This window comes from Streptomyces sp. NPDC029466, assembly GCF_055574515.1.
The window spans coordinates 103174-125753 of record NZ_JBVHZH010000015.1 but is presented as its reverse complement, the minus strand read 5'-3'; the positions used below and the strand labels follow the sequence as shown (position 1 = coordinate 125753).

The 22580-nt window shown below is 72.1% G+C and carries 1 protein-coding gene and 1 pseudogene; both read left to right on the top strand.

Going from position 1 to position 22580, the window contains the following annotated elements; translation table 11 throughout:
• Nucleotides 1–72 precede the first annotated feature (72 nt).
• Nucleotides 73–5574: pseudogene (locus ACZ4XD_RS14535) on the top strand (type I polyketide synthase); the annotation flags it as partial.
• Between the two features lie 7 nt (nt 5575–5581).
• Nucleotides 5582–22573 (top strand): SDR family NAD(P)-dependent oxidoreductase, encoded by a 16992-nt coding sequence (locus ACZ4XD_RS14530; RefSeq protein ID WP_468041958.1) that lies wholly within the window; start codon nt 5582–5584, stop codon nt 22571–22573.
• Nucleotides 22574–22580: the final 7 nt, after the last annotated feature.

The following is a 22580-nucleotide window of genomic DNA, read 5'->3' as shown; positions in this document are numbered from 1 at the left end:
AGCGCCTGACAGTTTTTTGGGGGAAGGTACCGGATGGAGAATGAAGCCAAACTCCGGGATTATCTCAAGCGAGCTACGGCTGATCTCCGCCGCACGCGCCAGAGGTTGCGCGAGGTCGAGGAGAAGCAGCACGAGCCGATCGCCATTATCGGCATGGCCTGCCGGTACCCGGGAGGAGTGAGTTCACCCGAAGAACTCTGGCAGCTGGTGGCCGACGGCCGGGACGCCGTCACCACCTTCCCGGACAACCGGGGCTGGGACCTGGAATCCCTGCACGACCCGGATTCCGGGCGCCCCTACACCTCTTATGTCCGCGAGGGCGGATTCCTGCACGACGCCCTCGAATTCGACCCCGAAATGTTCGGCATTTCCCCGCATGAGGCCACCGCCATGGACCCCCAGCAGCGGCTGCTGCTGGAGGCGTCCTGGGAGGCGTTCGAGCATGCGGGAATCGACCCGATGGCCCTGCGCGGCAGTTCCACCGGGGTGTTCGCCGGGCTGATGTATCACGAGTACGCGTCGCGGCTGAACCATGTCGCCCCCGAAGCCGCGGGATTCCTCGGCACCGGGAGCATCGGCAGCGTGCTGTCCGGCCGGATCTCGTACTCCTTCGGCCTGGAGGGCCCGGCGGTGACCGTGGACACCGCCTGCTCGTCCTCCCTGGTGGCCCTGCATCTGGCGATCCAGGCGCTGCGGACCGGGGAGTGCTCACTGGCCCTGGCCGGCGGGGTGACCGTGATGTCCACCCCCGATACGTTCATCGACTTCTCCCGTCAGCAGAACCTGGCACGCAACGGGCGCTGCAAGGCGTTCGCCTCGGGCGCGGACGGCACCACCCTCGCCGAGGGCGCCGGAATGCTGCTGGTGGAGCGGCTGTCGGACGCCGAGCGCAACGGCCATCCGATCCTGGCGGTGGTGCGTGGTTCGGCGGTGAACCAGGACGGTGCGTCCAACGGTCTGACCGCCCCCAACGGACCCTCCCAGCAGCGCGTCGTGGAGCAGGCCCTGGCGAACGCCCGGCTCTCCGCCGATCAGGTCGACGCGGTGGAGGCCCACGGCACCGGCACCGCCCTCGGCGACCCGATCGAGGCTCAGGCGCTGCTGGCCACATATGGGCAGGGGCGGCCGGAGGACCGGCCGTTGTGGCTGGGTTCGGTGAAGTCGAACCTCGGCCATACCCAGGCCGCGGCCGGGGTGGCCGGTGTGATGAAGATGGTGCTGGCCATGCGGCACGGTGTGCTGCCGAAGACGCTGCATGTGGATGAGCCGTCGTCGCATGTGGACTGGTCGGCGGGTGCGGTGGAGTTGCTGACGGAGGCCAGGGACTGGCCGGAGAGTGGTCAGCTGCGGCGGGCGGGTGTGTCGTCCTTCGGTATCAGCGGGACGAACGCACATGTCGTGCTGGAGCAGGCACCTCCCGTCTCTGAGCTGGAGGCCGTCGAAACGGCTGACGACGAGCCGGTCGAGGCGGCGGCGCGGGCCGGGGTGGTGCCGTGGATGCTGTCGGCGTGTTCGGAGCAGGCGTTGTCGGCTCAGGCGGAGCGCTTGGCGTCCTTCGTGGCGGAGCACCCCGAGCTGGACGCTGCTGACGTGGGCTTCTCCCTGCTGAGCACGCGGGCGGGGTTGGAGTACCGGGCGGTGGTGCTCGGTGCTGACGGTGCGGACCTTCTTGACGGCCTCCGTGGGCTGGCTTCGGGGGTGGATCCCGCGGGCGTGGTGCGGGGTTCGACCGGTACGGGAGCCGGTAGCCGTGTGGCGCTCGTCTTCCCTGGCCAGGGCTCGCAGTGGCTGGGCATGGCGGACGAACTGCTCGCCGCCTCCCCGGTGTTCGCGGGGCGGATGGCTGAGTGTGGCGAGGCGCTGTCGGAGTTCGTGTCCTGGAAGTTGGACGAGGTGCTGTCCGACGAGGACATGCTGGCGCGGGTTGATGTGGTGCAGCCGGTGCTGTGGGCGGTGATGGTGTCGTTGGCCGCGGTCTGGGAGGACTGTGGCGTGGTGCCGTCGGCTGTGGTGGGGCATTCGCAGGGTGAGATCGCCGCGGCCTGCGTTGCCGGCATCTTGTCCCTGCGTGACGGCGCGCGGGTGGTGGCGTTGCGCAGCCAGGCCATCGGCCGTGTCCTGGCCGGACGCGGCGGCATGGTGTCGGTCGCCGGCTCGCGCAACGCCGTGCAGGAGCGCCTCGCCAGGTGGGGCGAGCGGCTGTCGGTCGCCGCCATCAACGGCCCGACTTCGACCGTCGTTTCGGGCGAACCCGAGGCCTTGCGGGAGTTGCTGGCGGAGTGCGCCGAGCAGGAGGTGCGGGCCCGGCAGGTCCCGGTGGACTACGCCTCGCACGGCGCCCAGGTCGAGGAACTGCGCGAGGAACTCGCCACCGTCCTGGCGGAGGTGACCCCTGCTGAAGGCCGTATCCCGTTCTACTCGGCGGTGCACGCCTCGGTCCTCTCCGGCGAGGAGCTGGACGCCGCCTACTGGTTCGAGAACCTCCGCAATCCGGTGCGGTTCGAGGAAGCGATCCAGGCCCTCCTTGCCGACGGCCACGGCGTCTTCGTCGAGTGCAGCGCGCACCCCGTCCTGACCCCGGGAATCGAGGACACCGCGCAGGAGGCGGGCAACCCCGTCGTGGTGACGGGATCTCTCCGCCGCGACGAGGGTGGCTGGCCCCGCTTCGCGTACTCGCTCGCCCAACTGTGGGCGCATGGCGTCCCGGTGGACTGGAGCACTCTGCTGCCCACCGGCCGGCGGACCGACCTCCCCACCTACGCCTTCCAGCGACAGCGCTACTGGCTGGACGACACCGGCACCGTCGGCGATGTCACCGCCGCCGGACTGAGCAGCGCCGATCACCCCCTGCTCGGTGCGGCCGTCTCGATGCCCGGCACTCAGGTGCTCACCGGGCGGCTGTCACAGGCCACCCACCCCTGGCTGGCCGAGCGGATCGTCCTCAACACCGCGGTGGTACCCGAGAGCGCGCTGGTCGACCTTGCCATCCGGGCCGGGGACCAGGTGGGCTGTGACGTCGTACGTGAACTCACCGTGGACGTACCGCTGGTGCTCCCGGACCGCGCTGCCGTGCTGCTGCGGGTGCTGGTCGCGGAGCCCGACGCGGACGGCGGCCGGGAGCTCAGTGTCTACTCGCGGCCCGAGGACGTCCCGGACGAGCAGGCGTGGACCCGGCATGCGACCGGTGTCCTCGCCCGAAGTGCCGAGCCGGCCGGCTTTGACGCACGGAGCTGGCCTCCCACGGACGCCGCGCCCGTCGAGCTGGCGGACTTCTACCGTGAACGGGCCGAGCTGGGGCTGGGCTACGGCCCGGTGTTCCAGGGGCTGCGCGCGGTCTGGCGGCGCGGTGGCGAGCTGTTCGCCGAGGTGGCCCTGCCCGAGGGGGATACGGGCGACACGAGCGGCTTCGGGCTGCACCCGGCACTGCTTGACGCGGCGCTGCACTGCGCCGGGCCGGACGGGGCGCGACTGCCGCTCGCCTGGACGGGGGTGAGCCTGCATGCCGTAGGGGCGACCGCACTGCGGGTGGCGCTGACCCCGGCCGGGGACGGGTACGCCGTACGGATCGCGGATGTCGAGGGCGCTCCCGTCGCCTCCATCGCGTCCGTGACCTGGGATGAGGTGTCGGCGGAGCGGCTCGCGGAAGGTGCCGGCCGCCGGGAATCGCTGTACGGGGTGGACTGGGTGGACCCGGACCCGGCCCCGGCCGCTGCGCCAGGCGGCCCCGAGGGGAGTTCCCTGGTGGTGCTCGGGGGCGACGGCCTAGGGGTTGGTACGGCAACGGGTGGCGACGTCATGGACCTGGACGCCCTGAAGGCGCTCGATCCGGCCCCGGAAGTAGTGGTTCTCCCGGTACCCGACTCAGGGGTTGTCGGGGTTTCCGGTGGGGTTCGGGAGGTCGCATATGGGGTGTTGGAGACGCTGCGGGGCTGGTTGGCTGAAGAACGGTTCGCCGGGTCGCGGTTGGTGATTCTGACCCGGAGCGCGGTGTCTGTGACGGGGGAGGAAGTAGATCTGGTGACGGCACCGGTATGGGGATTGGTGCGTTCCGCACAGTCGGAGAACCCGGATCATTTCGTGCTGGTCGACAGCGATGACCAGCAGGCGTCGCGCGCTGCGCTGACGGCGGCCGTCGCCCTGGGCGAGCCCCAAGTGACCATTCGGGACGGGAAGTTGGCGGTACCGCGGCTCACCATGCTGGAGCCGTCCGAGAAGGACGGCGGACCGGTGTGGAAGCCGTCGGGCACCGTGCTGATCACCGGTGGTACCGGAACCCTGGGCACGCTGGTCGCCCGGCATCTGGTCACCGAGCACCAGGTGCAGAACCTGCTGCTGACCAGCCGCCGCGGCCCGGACGCCGAGGGTGCCGAGGCACTCCGGGACGAGCTCACCGCTCTGGGGGCCCGGGTGACCATCGCCGCCTGTGACACCGCCGACCGGGACGCGCTGGCCGGACTGCTCGCCGGTATCCCGGCAAAGGCTCCGCTGACCGGTGTCGTGCACACCGCGGGCGTGCTGGACGACGGCGTCCTCGGGTCCCTGACCCGGGAGCGGATCGACGCGGTACTGCGGCCGAAGGTCGACGCCGCCTGGAATCTGCACGAGCTCACCAAGGACCTCGACCTGTCCGCCTTCGTGCTGTTCTCCTCGGCCGCCGGCGTGTTCGGCGCACCGGGGCAGGGCAACTACGCCACCGCCAATGCGTTCCTGGACGCGCTCGCCGCCTACCGTCGCGCCCAGGCGCTGCCAGCCGAGTCCCTGGCGTGGGGGCTGTGGGAGGAGAGCAGCGGGCTGACCGGCACGCTCAGCGAGGCCGACCGGCAGCGCAAGGCCCGGGACGGGCTGCGTCCGATGTCCTCGGCGGAGGCGCTGGCACTGTTCGACGCCTCGGTCGCGGGGGGACGGGCGCTCACCGTGCCGGTCCGCCTCGATCTCACGGCGCTCGGCGCGGGCTTGCGTACCGACGAGGTCCCGCCGCTCCTGCGCAACCTGGTCCGCGGGACCCGGCGCAGCGCCGCGGCCGGCCAGGGCGGTGCGGACGGACTGCCGGAGCGGCTGAAGACCGCCTCCCCGGCGCAGCGGTCGCGGCTGCTGCTGAACCTGGTGCGTGGCCATGTGGTCGCCGTACTGGGCTACGCCGACGCGGACGCGGTGGAAGCGGGCCGGGCCTTCAAGGACCTGGGGTTCGATTCGCTGACCGCCGTGGAGCTGCGGAACCGGCTCAATCGGGACACCGGGCTGAAACTCCCGGCGACCACGATCTTCGACTACCCCAACTCGCGGGTGCTCGCCGAATACCTCGGCACGCACTTCGCGCCGTACGGGGACGCCGGCTCCGGTGCCGACGACAACGAGGAGACCATCCGCCGGATGCTGACCTCGATTCCGCTGAACCGTCTTGCCGAGGCCGGGCTGCTGAACTCCCTGCTGGAACTGGCCGGGATCACCGAGGAAGCGTCCGAGACCACCGAAGACGACGACCGTGAATCGCTCGACACGATGGACATGGAAGCCATGATCCAGCTCGCGCTCGACGGTTCCGGCGCCGAAGACGACATGACGCGAGGACTGTGAGTTCACGATGGCCGTGCAGAAAGACCGCGTCGCTGAGGCTCTGCGAGCATCGCTCAAGGAGACCGAACGGTTGCGTGAACAGAACCGCAAGCTCGCGGGCGCGATGCGGGAGCCGATCGCCATCGTCGCGATGGCGTGCCGGTTCCCCGGCGCGAACTCTCCCGAGGAACTGTGGCGGATCCTGGCCTCCGGTACCGACGCCATGACCGAATTCCCGGCCGACCGCGGCTGGGATGCGGCGAGCCTGTACCACCCGGACCCGGACCACCGCGGGACCTCCTACGTCCGGGAAGGCGGCTTCCTGGACGGCGTCGGCGAGTTCGATGCCGGGTTCTTCGGGATCTCGCCGCGTGAGGCGACCGCGATGGACCCGCAGCAGCGGCTGCTGCTCGAAGCCTCCTGGGAGACCTTCGAGCGGGCCGGCATCGACGGGCTCTCGCTGCGCGGCAGCCGTACCGGCGTCTTCGTCGGGGTGAACTACCAGGACTACGCCTCGCAGCTGCGGGTGGCGCCCGAGGTGGCCGAGGGCTACGGCGTCACCGGCGCCTCGGCGAGCGTGCTGTCCGGCCGTATTGCCTACACGTTCGGCCTCGAAGGCCCCGCGATCACCGTGGACACCGCCTGTTCCTCGTCGCTGGTGGCGCTGCACTGGGCGATGCAGGCCCTGCGCGCGGGCGAGTGCTCGCTGGCCGTGGCCGGCGGTGTGTCGGTGATGTCCACCCCCGATCTGTTCGTGGAGTTCTCCCGGCAGCGTGGTCTCGCCGAGGACGGCCGGTGCAAGGCCTTCGCCGGCGCCGCGGACGGCACCGGCTGGGGTGAGGGCGCCGGGCTGCTGCTGGTCGAGCGGCTGTCGGACGCCCAGCGCAACGGCCATCCGGTCCTCGCGGTGGTGCGTGGTTCGGCGGTGAACCAGGACGGTGCGTCCAACGGTCTGACCGCCCCCAACGGCCCCTCGCAGCAGCGGGTGATCCGGCAGGCCCTGGCCAGCAGCCGGCTGTCGGCCGACCAGGTCGACGCGGTGGAGGCGCACGGCACCGGCACGACCCTCGGCGACCCCATCGAGGCCCAGGCGCTGCTGGCGACCTACGGGCAGGACCGCCCCGCCGACCGGCCGCTCTGGCTCGGTTCGGTGAAGTCCAACATCGGACACACCCAGGCCGCCGCCGGAGCCGCCGGGGTCATCAAGATGGTGATGGCCCTGCGGCACGGTGTGCTGCCCAAGACCCTGTACGTCGACGAGCCCACCCCGCATGTCGACTGGTCGGCCGGCGCGGTGCGGCTGCTCACCGAGGCCCGCGACTGGCCGGAGACCGGCCGCCCCCGCAGGTCCGGGGTGTCGTCCTTCGGGATCAGCGGCACCAACGCCCATGTCATCCTCGAACAGGCCCCGGAAGGCGAACCGGCCCCGGCAGAGGCCCCGGTGGCGCCGCCCGCTCCGTCGGCCGCGGTGCTGCCCTGGGTGCTGTCCGCCCGTTCCCGGCAGGCCCTCGCCGCCCAGGCCCGTGAACTGCTGTCCTTCGTGGCCGACCGGCCGGATCTGGACCCGGTCGACATCGGCTTCTCCCTGGCGACCAGCCGTGCCGCACTGGAGCACCGTGCGGTCGTCTTCGGCACCGGACGCGCCGAACTCCTCGGCCGTGTCGAGGAGTTGGCCGAGCGCGGGTCGGACGCCACCGGCGCGCTGTGCGGGGTCGCGGGCGACGGCCGGGTCGGTGTGCTGTTCACCGGCCAGGGATCGCAGCGGCTCGGGATGGGCCGTGAGCTGTACGAGACCTACCCGGTCTTCGCGCAGGCCTGGGACGAGGTGTGCGCGGAGCTCGACCCGCGGCTGCCCCGGCCCCTGCGGGAGGTCGTATGGGGCGAGGACCAGCACCTCCTCCACCAGACTCAGTACGCCCAGGCCGCCCTGTTCACCGTCGAGGTCGCCCTCTACCGGCTCATGCGGTCCTGGGGCCTGACCCCGGACGTGCTGCTGGGCCACTCCATCGGTGAGGTCACGGCCGCCTACCTGGCGGGTGTGTGGTCGACGGCGGACGCGGCGCAGCTGGTCGCGGCGCGCGGACGGCTGATGCAGGCCCTGCCGGCCGGTGGCGTCATGGTGTCGGTGCGGGCCTCTGAGGACGAGGTCCTGCCGCTGCTGGAAGGCCGCGAGCAGGTCGGGATCGCCGCCGTCAACGGCCCCGAGTCCGTCGTGCTCTCGGGTGCCGAGGACGCGGTGGAGGAGGTCGTCGCCGCTCTGGAGGCCGACGGCCGTAAGGTCAAGCGGCTGCGGGTGAGCCATGCCTTCCACTCGCCGCTCATGGCGCCGATGCTCGCCGAGTTCCGCGCCGTCACGGAGCAACTCACCTATCAGGAACCGCAGTTCGCGGTGGTGTCCAACGTGACCGGACGCCTGGCCGAGCCCGCGGAACTGTGCGATCCGGCCTACTGGGTCCGCCATGTCCGCGAGGCCGTCCGCTTCCACGACGGCATCCGGGCCGCACACCGCGAAGGCGTGGACCTCTTCGTGGAACTCGGCCCCGGCGGGGTGCTCTCCGCCATGGGCCAGGACTGTCTGCCGGAGACCGTCGCGTTCCGGCCGAGCCTGCGCGCCGACCGCCCCGAACCCGAGGCCCTGCGCGACACCCTGGCCGGTGCCCACGTCCGCGGTGCCACCGTCGACTGGACCCCACACCTCCAGGGCGGCCGGCGCACCGCCCTGCCCACCTACGCCTTCCAGCGCCGGCGGTACTGGCTCGAAGGCTCCGCCGACGCCGGGGATGTGACGGCCGCCGGACTCGGCCCGGCCGGACACCCCCTCCTCGGCGCCGCCGTGGCGCTGCCCGACTCCGACGGCTTCCTCTTCACCGGCCGGCTGTCCCTGGCCACCCACCCCTGGCTCGCCGACCACGCGGTCTCCGGCACCGTGCTGGTACCGGGCACCGCACTGGTCGAACTCGCCATCCGCGCCGGGGACCAGGTCGGCTGCGACCTGCTGGAGGAACTCACCCTCCAGACGCCCCTGACCCTCCCCGGCCAGGGCGCGGTGCAGACCCGCGTCACCGTCGGCGAGCCCGCCGCGGACGGCCGCCGGGAGATCGCGGTGTTCTCCCGCCCCGAAGACGCCGACGGCGATGAACCCTGGACGCAGCACGCCACCGGCTTCCTCGCCACGGCGGCCGGCACCGGCACACCCGCCGGACTCGGGGAGTCCTGGCCACCCGCCGAGGCCGAGCCCGTCGCCGTCGACGGCTTCTACGAGGAGCTGTCCGCCGCCGGATTCGCGTACGGACCGGTGTTCCAGGGCGTGCGGGCCGCGTGGCGGCGCGGCGACGAGGTGTTCGCCGAGGTCGCGCTGCCCGCGGAAGCGGCCGAACAGGCGGGCCGGTTCGGTCTGCATCCGGCGCTGCTCGACGCGGCCGTACAGACCGTGAGCCTCGGTACCTCCCTCACCAACGGCGGGCCCGGCCTGCCGTTCTCCTGGACCGGCGTCCGGCTGCACGCCGTCGGCGCGGCCACCCTGCGCGCCAGACTCTCCCCGTCCCCGGACGGCGGGGTCACGGTCCTCGTCGCCGACGACACCGGCGCACCCGTGGCCACCATCGACTCCCTGGCGATCCGGCCCGTCTCCGGCACCCTCAAGTCCGCCGCCCGCGACCACTGGTCCTCGCTCTTCCACCTCGACTGGATCACGCTGCCCGAAGTGGGGGAACCCGCCCGCCCCGCCACCTGGGCGGCCGTCGGCAGCGGCACCGAGACCGTGGCCGGAACGCTGCGCGCCGCCGGCACCGAGGTGGCGACGGCCGAGGACTTCGCGGCCCTCGCCGCGCGGGACACCGTGCCCGACGCCGTGCTCTGGGCCCTGCCGGAGGCCGCCCCCGGCGAACTGCCGGACCGGGTACGGGAGACCACCACCCGGACGCTGGCCGCGCTGCGCGGCTGGCTGGCCGAGGAGCGGTTCGCCGCGTCCCGGCTGGTCATCCTCACCCGGGGCGCGGTCTCCGTCACCGAGGAGCGCAGCCCGGACCTCGCCCCCGCCCCCGTATGGGGACTGGTCCGCTCCGCGCAGACCGAGAACCCGGACCGCTTTCTGCTCATCGACCTCGACGACCAGGAAGCCTCCTGCCGCGCGCTGCCCGCCGCCCTCGCCTCCGGCGAACCGCAGCTCGCGCTGCGCGGCGGCACCCTGCACGCCACCCGTCTGATGAAGGCCGCCTCCGCCGCCCCGCTGACCCCGCCGGACGGCCGGGCCTGGCAGCTCACCAGCACCGCCAAGGGCAACCTGGACGCCCTCGCGCTGGTGGACAGCGACCGGGCCTGCGGGCCGCTGGCCGGGCACCACGTCCGGATCGAGGTACGCGCCGCCGGCCTCAACTTCCGCGACGTGCTCAGCGCCCTGGACATGTACCCCGGCGACGCCGGAGCGATGGGCCTGGAAGGCGCCGGCGTGATCGTCGAGGTCGGCTCCGGCGTGACCGGCCTCGCCCCCGGCGACCGGGTGATGGGTACGTTCACCGAAGCCTTCGGCCCGCTCGCCGTCGCCGACCACCGGGCCATCGTCCGCATCCCCGAGGGCTGGTCCTTCGCCGAGGCCGCGGCCACCCCGATCGTCTTCCTCACCGCCTACTACGCCCTGGTCGATCTGGCCGGAGTGCGGCCGGGCGACACCGTGCTGGTGAACTCCGCCGCCGGCGGCGTGGGCATGGCCGCGGTCCAGCTGGCCACCCACCTCGGCGCCGAGGTCTACGGCACCGCCAGCCCGGCGAAGTGGGACGCCCTGCGCGAACTCGGCCTGGACGACGACCACATCGCCTCCTCCCGGGCCCTGGACTTCGAGCACCGGTTCCTGGCCGCCACCGGGGGCCGGGGCATGGACGTCGTACTCGACTCCCTGGCCGGCGAGTTCGTGGACGCCTCCCTGCGGCTGCTGCCCTCGGGCGGCCGGTTCATCGAGATGGGCAAGGCCGACGTCCGCGACGCGGACGAGATCGCCACCACCTACCCCGGCGTCCGTTACCGCGCCTTCGACCTCCCCGAAGCCGGGCCGGAACGCACCCGCGAGATGTTCACCGACCTCCTCGCCCTGTTCGACCGCGGCGTGCTGCGCCCGCTGCCGCTCACCACCTGGGATGTGCGCCGCGCCCCGGACGCCTACCGGTACATCAGCCAGGCCCGCCAGATCGGCAAGGTGGTACTCACCCTCCCGCCGGCCCCGCACCCGGACGGCACGGTACTGATCACCGGGGCCAGCGGCACCCTCGCCGCCGTCATCGCGCGGCACCTGGTGGCCGAGCACCGGGTGCGCCACCTCCTGCTGGTCAGCCGGCGCGGCGCCGACGCGCCCGGCGCGGACGGCCTGCGCGCCGAACTCACCGCACTCGGCGCCGAGGTCACCCTGGCCTCCTGCGACATCGCCGACCGGACCGCGGTGGCCGCGCTGCTCGCCGACATCCCCGCGGAGACCCCGCTGACCGGTGTCGTGCACACCGCCGGGGTGCTCTCCGACGGAGTGATCGACTCGCTCACCCCCGAGCGGCTCGACCACGTCCTGCGACCGAAGGTGGACGGCGCCTGGCACCTCCACGAACTCACCAAGGACCTCGACCTCTCCGCCTTCGTCCTGTTCTCCTCGGTGTCCGGGATGTTCGGCGGCCCGGGGCAGGGCAACTACGCCGCCGCGAACACCTTCCTGGATGCCCTGGCCGCACACCGCCGCGCGCTCGGCCTGCCCGCGCTCTCCCTGCCGTGGGGACTGTGGGCCGAGGCCAGCGCCATGACCGGGAAGCTGGCCGAGCACGATGTGCGGCGCGCCGCCTCCGGTGGCGTCCTGCCGATGACCTCGGAGGAGGGCGTCGCGCTGTACGACGCGGCCGCCACCGTCGCCCGGGCGGTGGTCACACCCGCCAAGCTGGAACTGAAGGGCGCCACCGCGACGGAACTGCCGCCCGTGCTCAGCGGCCTGGTACGCACCCCGTCCCGGCGCGCCGCCGCCGCGCTCACCGCACCGGACGCCGGCAACACCCTCGTCCAGCGGCTCGCCGCACTCTCCATCGCCGACCAGGAACGGACCCTGCTCGACCTGGTACGTACGCAGGTGGCCGCGGTGCTCGGCTATCCGGGTCCCGAGGCGGTGGAGGCCGAGCGCGCCTTCTCCGAGCTCGGCTTCGACTCGCTGACCGCGGTGGAGCTCCGCAACCGGATCAACAGCGGCACCGCACTGCGGCTGCCCGCGACCCTTGTCTTCGACTACCCGAACTCGCTCGCCCTGGTGAACCACCTGCGCGGCGAACTGCTCGGCCGGCAGACCGACACCCCGGCGCCCGTGCGGTCCTCCGCTGCCGCCGACGACGAGCCGATCGCCATCGTCGGCATGGCCTGCCGGTATCCCGGCGGAGTGGAGTCGCCCGAGGACCTCTGGCGACTGCTCGCCGACGGCACCGACGCGCTGTCCGGCTTCCCCGCGGACCGGGGCTGGAACCTCGACGAGCTGTACCACCCGGACCCCGACCACCGCGGCACCTCCTATGCGCGCGCGGGCGGCTTCCTCGCCGACGCCACCGGCTTCGACCCCGCCTTCTTCGGGATCTCACCGCGCGAGGCGCTGGCCATGGACCCCCAGCAGCGACTGCTGCTGGAAACCTCCTGGGAGGCCTTCGAGAGCGCCGGAATCGACCCCCAGTCGGTCCGCGGTACCAAGACCGGTGTGTTCGCCGGCGCGACCTCGGATGACTACGCGACCCAACTGGCCCCGGTGTACGACCAGACCGAGGGGTACGCCAGCACCGGCACCGCGGGCAGCGTCGTCTCCGGCCGCATCGCGTACTCCTTCGGCCTGGAGGGCCCGGCACTGACCGTCGACACGGCCTGCTCGTCCTCCCTGGTGGCCCTGCATCTGGCCATCCAGGCGCTGCGCTCCGGCGAATGCTCACTGGCACTGGCCGGCGGTGTCACGGTGCTGGCCACCCCGGACGTGTTCATCGAGTTCTCCCGCCAGCGCGGCCTCGCCGCCGACGGCCGCTGCAAGCCCTTCGCGGACGCGGCGGACGGCACGGGCTGGGGCGAAGGCGCCGGCATGGTGCTCGTCGAGCGGCTGTCGGATGCCCGGCGCAACGGCCATCCGGTCCTCGCGGTGGTGCGGGGTTCGGCGGTCAACCAGGACGGTGCGTCCAACGGTCTGACGGCCCCGAACGGCCCCTCGCAGCAGCGGGTGATCCGCCAGGCGCTCGCCAACGCCGGACTCGAAGCGTCGGATGTGGACGCGGTGGAGGCACACGGCACGGGAACGACGCTCGGCGACCCGATCGAGGCCCAGGCGCTGCTCGCCACGTACGGCCAGGACCGCCCCGAGGACCGGCCCCTGTGGCTGGGCTCGATCAAGTCCAACATCGGACACACCCAGTCGGCGGCCGGCGCGGCCGGCGTCATCAAGATGGTCATGGCGCTGCGGCACGGCGTGCTGCCCAAGACGCTGCATGTGGACGAGCCGTCGTCGCATGTGGACTGGTCCGCGGGTGCGGTGGAGTTGCTGACCGAGCCCCGGGACTGGCCGGAGAGCGGTCAGCCGCGCCGGGCGGGTGTGTCGTCCTTCGGCATCAGCGGGACGAATGCGCATGTGGTGCTGGAGCAGGCCCCGGCGGCTGAGCCGGAGGCCGTGGAACCGGCTGAGGTTGCGCCTGCTGGGGGCGTGCCTGCTGGGGTGGTGCCGTGGGTGCTGTCGGCGCGTTCGGAGCAGGCGTTGGTTGCCCAGGCGGGGCGGTTGGCGTCCTTCGTGGCGGACCGTACGGGGCTGAATCCTGCTGATGTGGGGTTCTCCCTGCTGAGTACCCGGGCGGGGTTGGAGCACCGGGCGGTGGTGCTCGGTGCTGACGGTGCGGACCTTCTTGACGGCCTCCGTGGGCTGGCTGCGGGGGTGGATCCCGCGGGTGTGGTGCGGGGTGCCACCGGAACGGGAGCCGGTAGCCGTGTGGCGCTGGTGTTCCCTGGTCAGGGTTCGCAGTGGCTGGGTATGGCGGATGAACTGCTCGCTTCGTCGCCGGTGTTTGCGGGGCGGATGGCTGAGTGTGGTGCGGCGCTGTCGGAGTTTGTGTCCTGGGATCTGATGGCGGTGCTGTCGGATGAGGATGCGTTGGCGCGGGTTGATGTGGTGCAGCCGGTGCTGTGGGCGGTGATGGTGTCGCTGGCCGCGGTCTGGGAGGACTGTGGCGTGGTGTCGTCGGCTGTGGTGGGGCATTCGCAGGGTGAGATCGCCGCGGCCTGCGTTGCCGGGATCTTGTCCCTGCGTGATGGTGCCCGGGTGGTGGCGTTGCGCAGTCAGGCCATCGGCCGGGTTCTTGCCGGACGCGGCGGCATGGTGTCGGTCGCCGGCTCGCGTGCGGCGGTTGAGGAGCGCATCGCCAAGTGGGGCGAGCGGCTGTCTGTCGCGGCCATCAACGGGCCGTCCGCCACGGTGGTTTCCGGTGAGCCGGATGCTTTGCAGGAGTTGCTGGCGGAGTGCGCCGATCAGGAGGTGCGGGCCCGGCAGATTCCGGTGGACTACGCCTCGCACGGCCCGCAGGTCGAGGAGCTGCGCGAGGAGCTCGCCACGGTCCTGGCCGAGGTGACGCCTGCGGAAGGCCGTATCCCGTTCTACTCGGCGGTGAACGCTTCGCTCATATCGGGCGAGGAGCTGGAGGCCGGGTACTGGTTTGAGAACCTGCGCAATCCGGTGCGGTTCGAGGAGGCCGTGCAGGCGCTGCTGTCCGACGGGCACGGCGTCTTCGTGGAGTGCAGTGCGCACCCCGTACTGACGCCCGGAATCGAGGACACGGCGCAGGAAGCGGGCAGCCCCGTCGTCGTCACCGGCACCCTGCGCCGCGACGAAGGCGGCTGGTCCCGGTTCGCGCAATCGCTGGGCCGGCTCTGGGCGCATGGCGTCCCGGTGGACTGGAGCACCCTGCTCCCGGCCGGCCGGCGGATCGACCTGCCCACTTACGCCTTCCAGCACAAGCGCTACTGGCCCTCCGGTGTGTTCTTCGGCGGGGACGCCTCGGGGCTCGGACTCGATGCGGCCGATCACCCGCTGCTCGGTGCCGCGATGGCGCTGCCGGACTCCGACGGCTTCCTCTTCAGTGGCCGGCTGTCGCTCGCCACGCACCCCTGGCTGGCCGATCACTCCGTACTGGACACCGTGCTGCTCCCCGGAACCGGACTGGTGGAACTCGCCATCCGGGCCGGTGACCAGGTCGGTTGCGATCTGCTGGAGGAACTCACCCTTGAGGCACCGCTGATCGTCCCGGCGATCGGAGGGCGGCAACTCCGTGTCACCGTCGGTGAGTCCGATGCGGACGGTCGTCGTGAACTCGCCGTGTACTCCCGTGCCGAGGAGGCGCCGGCAGACCAGCAGTGGACCCGGCACGCCACCGGCACGCTCGCGCTGGGTGCCGAGCCGGTGGACTTCGGTGAGGAGAGCTGGCCTCCCCGCGGCGCTGAGCCGGTCTCGGTGACCGGCGTGTATGACGAATTCGCTGCGGTGGGTATGACTTACGGCCCGGTGTTCCAGGGTCTGAGCGCAGCATGGCGGCGTGGTGAGGAGATCTTCGCCGAGGTCGCCCTGCCCGAGGACCTGGCTGCCGACGCGGCGAAGTTCGGGCTGCATCCGGCCCTGCTCGACTCCGCGCTGCATGCGATCGGTCTCCACCCGGCCACAGAGGCCGGGGGACAGGCCCAGCTGCCTTTCGCCTGGAACACGGTCCGTCTGCACGCCGTAGGAGCGGCCGCACTGCGGGTGAAACTGAGCCCGGCCGGTGGCGGCTTCTCGGTCCTGGTCGCCGATGGCACGGGAACCGTGGTCGCCTCCGTCGACTCCCTGGTGACCAGGCCGGTGACCGCCGGCAAGCTCAACGAAGGCCCGAGCACGGATGCCCTGTTCACCATGGAGTGGTCGGAGTTGCCGCTTCGGTCGGAGCCGGTGGCGGGTTCGTGGGCGGTCCTTGGCGAGGATGCGGGGCTGGCTGCTGCGTTGGGTGCGTCGGGTGCGGACGTGCTGAGTGAGCTGGTGGAGGTGCCGGAGTGTGTGGTGCTGGCGGTGCCTCGCTCGGATGGTGCGTTGCAGGTGCCGCAGGCGGTCCGGGCCACGGTGGGCCGGGTGCTGGAGGGTGTGCAGTCCTGGCTGGCTGATGAGCGTTGCACGCGTTCGAAGCTGGTGATCGCGACCCGTGGCGCCGTATCGGTGGCGGGGGAGCCGCTGGATGCGGTGAGCGGCGCGGTGTGGGGTCTGCTGCGTTCCGCGCAGACCGAGAACCCGGATCAGTTCGTGCTCATCGACCTTGACGAGTGTGAGTCGTCGGTGGAGGTCATCGCCGCGGCGGTTGCTTCGGGTGAGCCGCAGTTGGCGGTTCGCGACGGGGTGGCTTCCGTGCCGCGGCTGGTGCGGTCCGTACCGTCGGATGCGGATAGTGCGCCGGTATGGGACCCCGAGGGCACGGTGCTGATCACGGGTGGCACGGGCACGTTGGGTGCACTGTTCGCCCGCCATCTGGTGTCTGAGCACGGCGTTCGTAGCTTGGTGTTGACCAGCCGCCGTGGTCTGGAAGCGGGCGGCGCCAGGGAGTTGCAGTCCGAGCTGGTGGAGCTGGGTGCCCGGGTTGAGGTCGTGGCGTGTGACGCGGCTGACCGTGACGCGCTGGCCGGCGTACTGGCCGGGATCCGGGCCGATGCCCCGCTGACGGGTGTGGTGCACACCGCCGGAGTCTTGGACGACGGCATCATCGGCTCGCTGACCCCGGAGCGCCTCGACACCGTGCTTCGCCCGAAGGTGGACGCGGCCTGGAACCTGCACGAACTGACCCAGGACCTGGACCTGTCGGCCTTCGTACTGTTCTCCTCGGCCGCCGGTGTGCTCGGCAGCGCCGGACAGGCCAACTACGCGGCGGCGAATACGTTCCTCGACGCCCTCGCACAGCACCGTCGCCTCAGTGGCCTCCCGGGCACCTCACTGGCCTGGGGGTTCTGGGCGGAGCGCAGTGCGATGACCCGGGAGGTCGGCTCCGCCGATGTCCGGCGGATGGCCCGCGGTGGTGCGCTGGCGCTCGACCAGGCCGAGGGGGTGGCCCTGTTCGACCTCGCCTGTGCCGCGCCCGGCTCCGGACTGCTCGTGCCGATCCGGCTCGACCTGCGTGGTCTGGCCGCTTCCGGCGCGGTGCCGGCGGTGCTGCGGAACGTCGTACGGGTGCCGGTGCGGCGCGCCACCGCAGCGGCCGGTGAGGCCGCGTCCCTGCGGGAGCGGCTGGCCGGACTGCCGGCCGAGGACCGTGCGGAGCTGCTGCTCGACCTGGTGACCACTCAGGTCGCGGCCGTACTGGGCTACGAGGACTCCGGCGCGGTCCGTACGGACCAGGTGTTCAAGGATCTCGGCTTTGATTCGCTGACCGCCGTGGAGCTGCGCAACCGCCTGACCGGGGCCACCGGGCTGCGGCTGCCCGCCACCTTGGTGTTCGACTATCCGACACCCCTCGCGCTCACCGACTGTCTGCGTCGCGAACTGCTGGAGGAGGAGACGGCGGTCGTACCCACCACGCGGGCCGCCGGCACGGACGACGAGGCCATCGCGATCGTCGGTATGGCCTGCCGGTTCCCCGGCGGTGTCACCTCGCCCGAGGAGCTCTGGCAGCTGCTGGCGGCCGGGACCGACGCCATCGGTGAGTTCCCCGCCGACCGTGGCTGGGACCTCGACCGGCTCTATGCCCCCGAACCCGGTCTGCCCGGCAAGACCTACACCCGTGAGGGCGGATTCCTTTACGACGCGGGCGAGTTCGACCCCGCATTCTTCGGCATCTCCCCGCGCGAGGCGCTGGCCATGGACCCGCAGCAGCGGCTCCTGCTGGAGATGTCCTGGGAGGCCGTCGAACGGGCCGGGATCGCCCCGGCCTCCCTGCACGGCAGCCGGACCGGCGTCTTCGCCGGCATCATGTACCACGACTACGGCTTGCAGACCGACTCCATACCGGAGGAGGTCGAAGGACACCTCGGTACGGGGACGTCCGGCAGTGTCGCCTCCGGCCGGGTGGCGTACACCTTCGGTTTTGAAGGTGCCGCGGTCACCGTGGACACGGCCTGCTCCTCTTCGCTGGTGGCGCTGCATCAGGCGATGCAGGCGCTGCGGGCGGGGGAGTGCGAGCTCGCGCTGGCGGGTGGCGCCTCGGTGATGGCGACCCCGGGCACCTTCGTCGACTTCTCGCGGCAGCGGAATCTCGCGGTCGACGGCCGGGTCAAGGCCTTCGCCTCGGGCGCGGACGGCACCACCCTCGCCGAGGGCGCCGGAATGCTCCTGGTGGAGCGGCTGTCGGATGCCCGGCGGAACGGTCACCCGGTCCTGGCTGTCGTCCGGGGTTCGGCGGTGAACCAGGACGGTGCGTCCAACGGTCTGACTGCCCCCAACGGCCCGTCGCAGCAGCGGGTGATCCGTCAGGCGCTCGCCAACGCCGGTCTCGAAGCGTCCGAGGTGGACGCGGTGGAGGCGCACGGCACCGGTACGACGCTCGGCGACCCGATCGAGGCCCAGGCGCTGCTGGCGACCTACGGGCAGGACCGGGAAGAGCCGCTGTGGCTGGGCACGGTCAAGTCGAACATCGGGCACACCCAGGCCGCGGCCGGCGTGGCCGGTGTGATGAAGATGGTCCTTGCCATGCGGCGCGGTGTCCTTCCACGGACCCTGCATGTCGATGAACCCTCCTCGCACGTCGACTGGTCGGCCGGTGCGGTCGAACTGCTCACCGAGGCGCGCGACTGGCCGACCACCGGGCGGCCGCGCCGGGCGGGCGTGTCCTCCTTCGGGATCAGCGGCACCAATGCGCATGTCGTGCTGGAAGAGGCGCCGGGGACGGTGGCCGAAGGGCCCGCTGCGATCGGTGCCGACGCGGACACCGGCTCCGATACTGGCTCCGGCACCGGCTCCGACACCGGGGTCGTGCCCTGGGTGCTCTCGGCCCGCTCCGCGGAGTCCCTCGCCGCACAGGCCGGACGGCTGGCGTCCTTCGTGGCAGCGCAACCGGACCTGAGCCCGGCCGACATCGGGTTCTCGCTGGTCACCACCCGTACCCCGCTGGACCACCGCGCGGTGGTCCTGGGCACCGACCGTACGGAACTCCTCGCCGCCCTCCGGAACGTCACTCCGGACGCCGACGTCATCGGCGACCCACGACTCGGTGTGCTGTTCACCGGCCAGGGCGCGCAGCGACTCGGCATGGGCCGTGAGCTGTACGACGCCTACCCGGTGTTCGCGCGGGCCTGGGACGAGGTGTGCGCGGAGCTGGACGGTCTGTTGCCGCGGCCCTTGCGTGAGGTGGTCTGGGGCGAGGAGGACCTGCTCGATCAGACGCAGTACGCGCAGGCGGCGCTGTTCGCCCTCGAAGTCGCGCTCTACCGTCTCGTCGAATCCCATGGTGTGACGCCGGAGGTGCTGCTGGGGCATTCCATCGGTGAGGTGACGGCTGCCTACCTTGCCGGTGTGTGGTCGCTGGCGGACGCGGCGAAGCTGGTTGCCGCACGTGGGCGGCTGATGCAGGCCCTGCCGGCCGGTGGCGTCATGGTCTCGGTGCGGGCCTCGGAGGATGAGGCCCTGCCACTGCTGGAGGGCCGCGCCCAGGTCGGTATCGCTGCCGTCAACGGTCCCGAGTCCGTCGTGATCTCCGGCGCCGAGACCGAGGTCGAGCAGATCACCGCCGCCCTGGAGGCCGAGGGCCGCAAGGTCAAGCGGCTGCGCGTAAGCCACGCTTTCCACTCGCCGCTGATGGACCCGATGCTGGCGGAATTCCGCGCGGTCCTGGACCAACTCACCTACAACAACGCTCAGTTGACGCTGGTCTCGAACGTGACCGGCTCGCTCGCCGACCCCGCCGACCTCCGCGACCCCGAGTACTGGGTGCGGCACGTCCGGGAAGCCGTCCGTTTCCACGACGGCATCCAGGCTGCCCACGCCGAAGGCATCACCACCTTCCTCGAACTCGGCCCCGACGGCGTCCTGTCCGCCATGGCCCAGGACTGCCTACCGCAGACCGCCACTACTACCCCCGCAACCACCGCCCCCACCACCCTCCAGCCGACCCTCCGCAAGGACCGCCCCGAACCCGTCGCCCTGCTGCATGCTCTCGGCGTCGCCTACGCCCGGGGCGTCCCGGTGGACTGGACGCCGCTGTTCCCGGGCGCCCGCACCGTGGAGCTGCCGACCTACGCCTTCCAGCGGCGGCGCTACTGGTTGGAGGGGACCACCGGAGCCGGCGATATGACGGCTGCTGGGCTGGGCAATGCCGAGCACCCGCTGCTCGGTGCCACCGTGACCCTGCCGGATGCCGTCGTCCTGAGCGGGCGGCTGTCCCTGGCCACGCATCCGTGGCTGGCCGACCACGCCGTCATGGACACCGTGCTGCTGCCGGGAACCGCTCTGGTCGAACTGGCCCTCCAGGCCGGCGACCGGCTCGGTTGTGACCTCATCGAGGAACTGACCCTCCAGGAACCGCTGGTTCTGCCGGAGCGGGGCGGCGTGCAGCTGCGCGTGGTCGTCGCGGAGCCCGAGGAGGACGGCCGCCGGCCACTGACCGTGTACTCCCGGTGGGAGGAGGACACGGAGGAGAACTGGACCCGGCACGCCGTCGGTGTGCTGGCCGAGGGGAGTGCCGGGCCGGCCGGCGAGGGGGCGGAGGTCTGGCCGCCGGCCGGGGCCGAGTCCGTCTCCGTGGACGGCTTCTACGACGAACTGGCCGCCGCCGGCTTCGGGTACGGCCCCATGTTCCAGGGTGTCCAGGCCGCCTGGCGGCACGGGGACGAGGTCCATGCCGAGGTCACGCTGCCCGAGGACGCCACCGCCGATGCGGCGAGGTTCGCCCTGCACCCGGCCCTGCTCGATGCCGCGCTCCAGACCGTGGGACTGCTCGACGACGTAGCAGCGGGGCTGCCGTTCGCCTGGCGCGGGATCCGGCTGCACGCGGTGGGCGCGGGCGCGCTGCGTACCACGCTGACCCGGGACGGCGACGGTGTGCGGGTGAAGGTCTCCGACGAGACCGGTGCGCTCGTGGCCACCATCGACGGGCTGACCGTCCGGCCGGTGCGTACCGAGCAACTGGCCGCTGGCCGCGGGGAGTCGATGCTCCAGCTGCGCTGGACTCCGCTGCCCCTGCCGGAGACCACGACGGTGTCGGCCGGGAGCTGGGCGGTGCTGGACGAGAACGGGATCGGTCTGAAGGCCGTCCTCGATGCGCCCGCGTACGACTGGCCCGCGTTCGCCGAGCAGGACGAGGTACCGGACGTGGTGCTGTGGTCCGTGCCGGACGCCGTGGGGGAGGGCCTGGCCGAGGGGGCACATGCCCTCGCGCGCCTGGTGCTGGAGCGGCTTCAGAGCTGGCTCGCCGAGGAGCGGTATCAGGATGCGCGGTTGGTGATCCTGACCCGTGGTGCGGTCCTGCTGGACGGTGCCACGGTCTCCCCGGCGGCAGCGGCGGTCTGGGGGCTCGTCCGGTCCGCGCAGTCGGAGCACCCGGACCGGATCGTGCTGGTCGATGCCGATGCAGACGCCCTTGGCGACGAGGGCGCCGGAGATGCTCTGCGTGCCGCCGTGGCGTCCGGTGAACCGCAGTTGGCCCTGCGCGGCGGGAGTGTTCTCGTGCCCAGGCTGGCTCGGTTCGCGGCACCCGGACAGGAAGCTGCACCGAGGTGGAATGCCGGGGGCACCGTGCTGATCACGGGGGGAACCGGAGCCCTCGGTGCCTTGGTGGCGCGGCATCTGGCCACCGAACACGGGGTGCGCAAGCTGCTGTTGATCAGTCGTCAGGGTCCGGCCGCCGAGGGCGCCGGGGAGCTTCGGGCGGAACTCGCCGGGCTCGGTGCGAGCGCCGAGATCGTCGCCTGCGATGCGGCCGACCGGGACGCCCTGGCCCGGGTCCTGGACGGGCTGCCCGCCGAAGCGCCGCTCACCGGAGTGGTGCACACGGCAGGTGTCCTGGACGACGGGGTGTTCGGTTCGCTCACCCCGGAGCGGCTCGACGCGGTGCTGTCGCCGAAGGTGGACGCCGCGGTGAACCTGCATGAACTCACCAAGGACCGCGAGCTCTCCGCGTTCGTGCTGTTCTCCTCCGCGGCCGGGGTGCTCGGCGCCCCGGGGCAGGCGAACTACGCGGCGGCCAACAGCTTCCTGGACGCCCTGGCCGACCATCGCCGTGCGCTGGGCCTCCCGGCGGTCTCCCTCGCATGGGGACGCTGGGCCGGCACCAGTGAGATGACCGACGGGCTCGACCAGGCCGACCTGCGGCGGATGAGCAGTGGCGGCATCGACGCGCTGACCCCCGCGGAGGGGCTCGCCCTGTTCGACGCGGGGACCGTCTCGGCGGAGAGCCTGCTGATTCCGGTGCGGCTGAACACCGCCGCGCTGCATGCCCGTGCGGCCGAAGGGATGCTGCCACCGGTCATGCGGGACCTGGTCAGGGCGCGCGTGCGCCGCTCCGCGGCCGGCGGGAAGGCCATGGCCGAGGACCTGGGCCGGCGCCTCGCCGGGCTCAGCGACCCCGAGCGGCAGCAGCTGCTGCTCACCGTGGTGCGTACGCAGGTGGCCGCGGTGCTGGGCTACTCCGGGCCGGACGAGGTTCCCGGCGGGCGGCCGTTCAGCGAGCTCGGATTTGACTCGCTGACCGCTGTGGAGCTGCGCAACACCCTGACCGCGGTCACCGGACTGCGGCTGCCGGCCACCCTGGTCTTCGACTATCCGACCTCGGAAGTCCTCGCCGAGAAGCTCCGTGCGGAACTCCTCGGCGAACGGGACGAACAGTCCGGCCTCCTCTCCGTCTTCGCCGGGCTCGACCGGCTGGAACTCTCGCTGCCCGAGATCGCCACGGACGAGGTCGCCCGGGACCGGCTCGCCGTCCGGCTCCAGAGCCTGCTGTCGGAGCTGGGCGGGGCGCAGGAGGACGACGGGGCCGGGACGGTCGCCGCGACGCTGGACGCGGCGAGCGACGACGAGGTCTTCGACTTCATTGAGCGAGAGTTCGGGAGTTCCTGATATGGCA

What these genes read in the sequence shown, in the direction of transcription:
- ACZ4XD_RS14530 (WP_468041958.1), top strand. Translation starts at nt 5,582, where the DNA reads ATGGCCGTGCAGAAAGACCGCGTCGCTGAGGCTCTGCGAGCATCGCTC.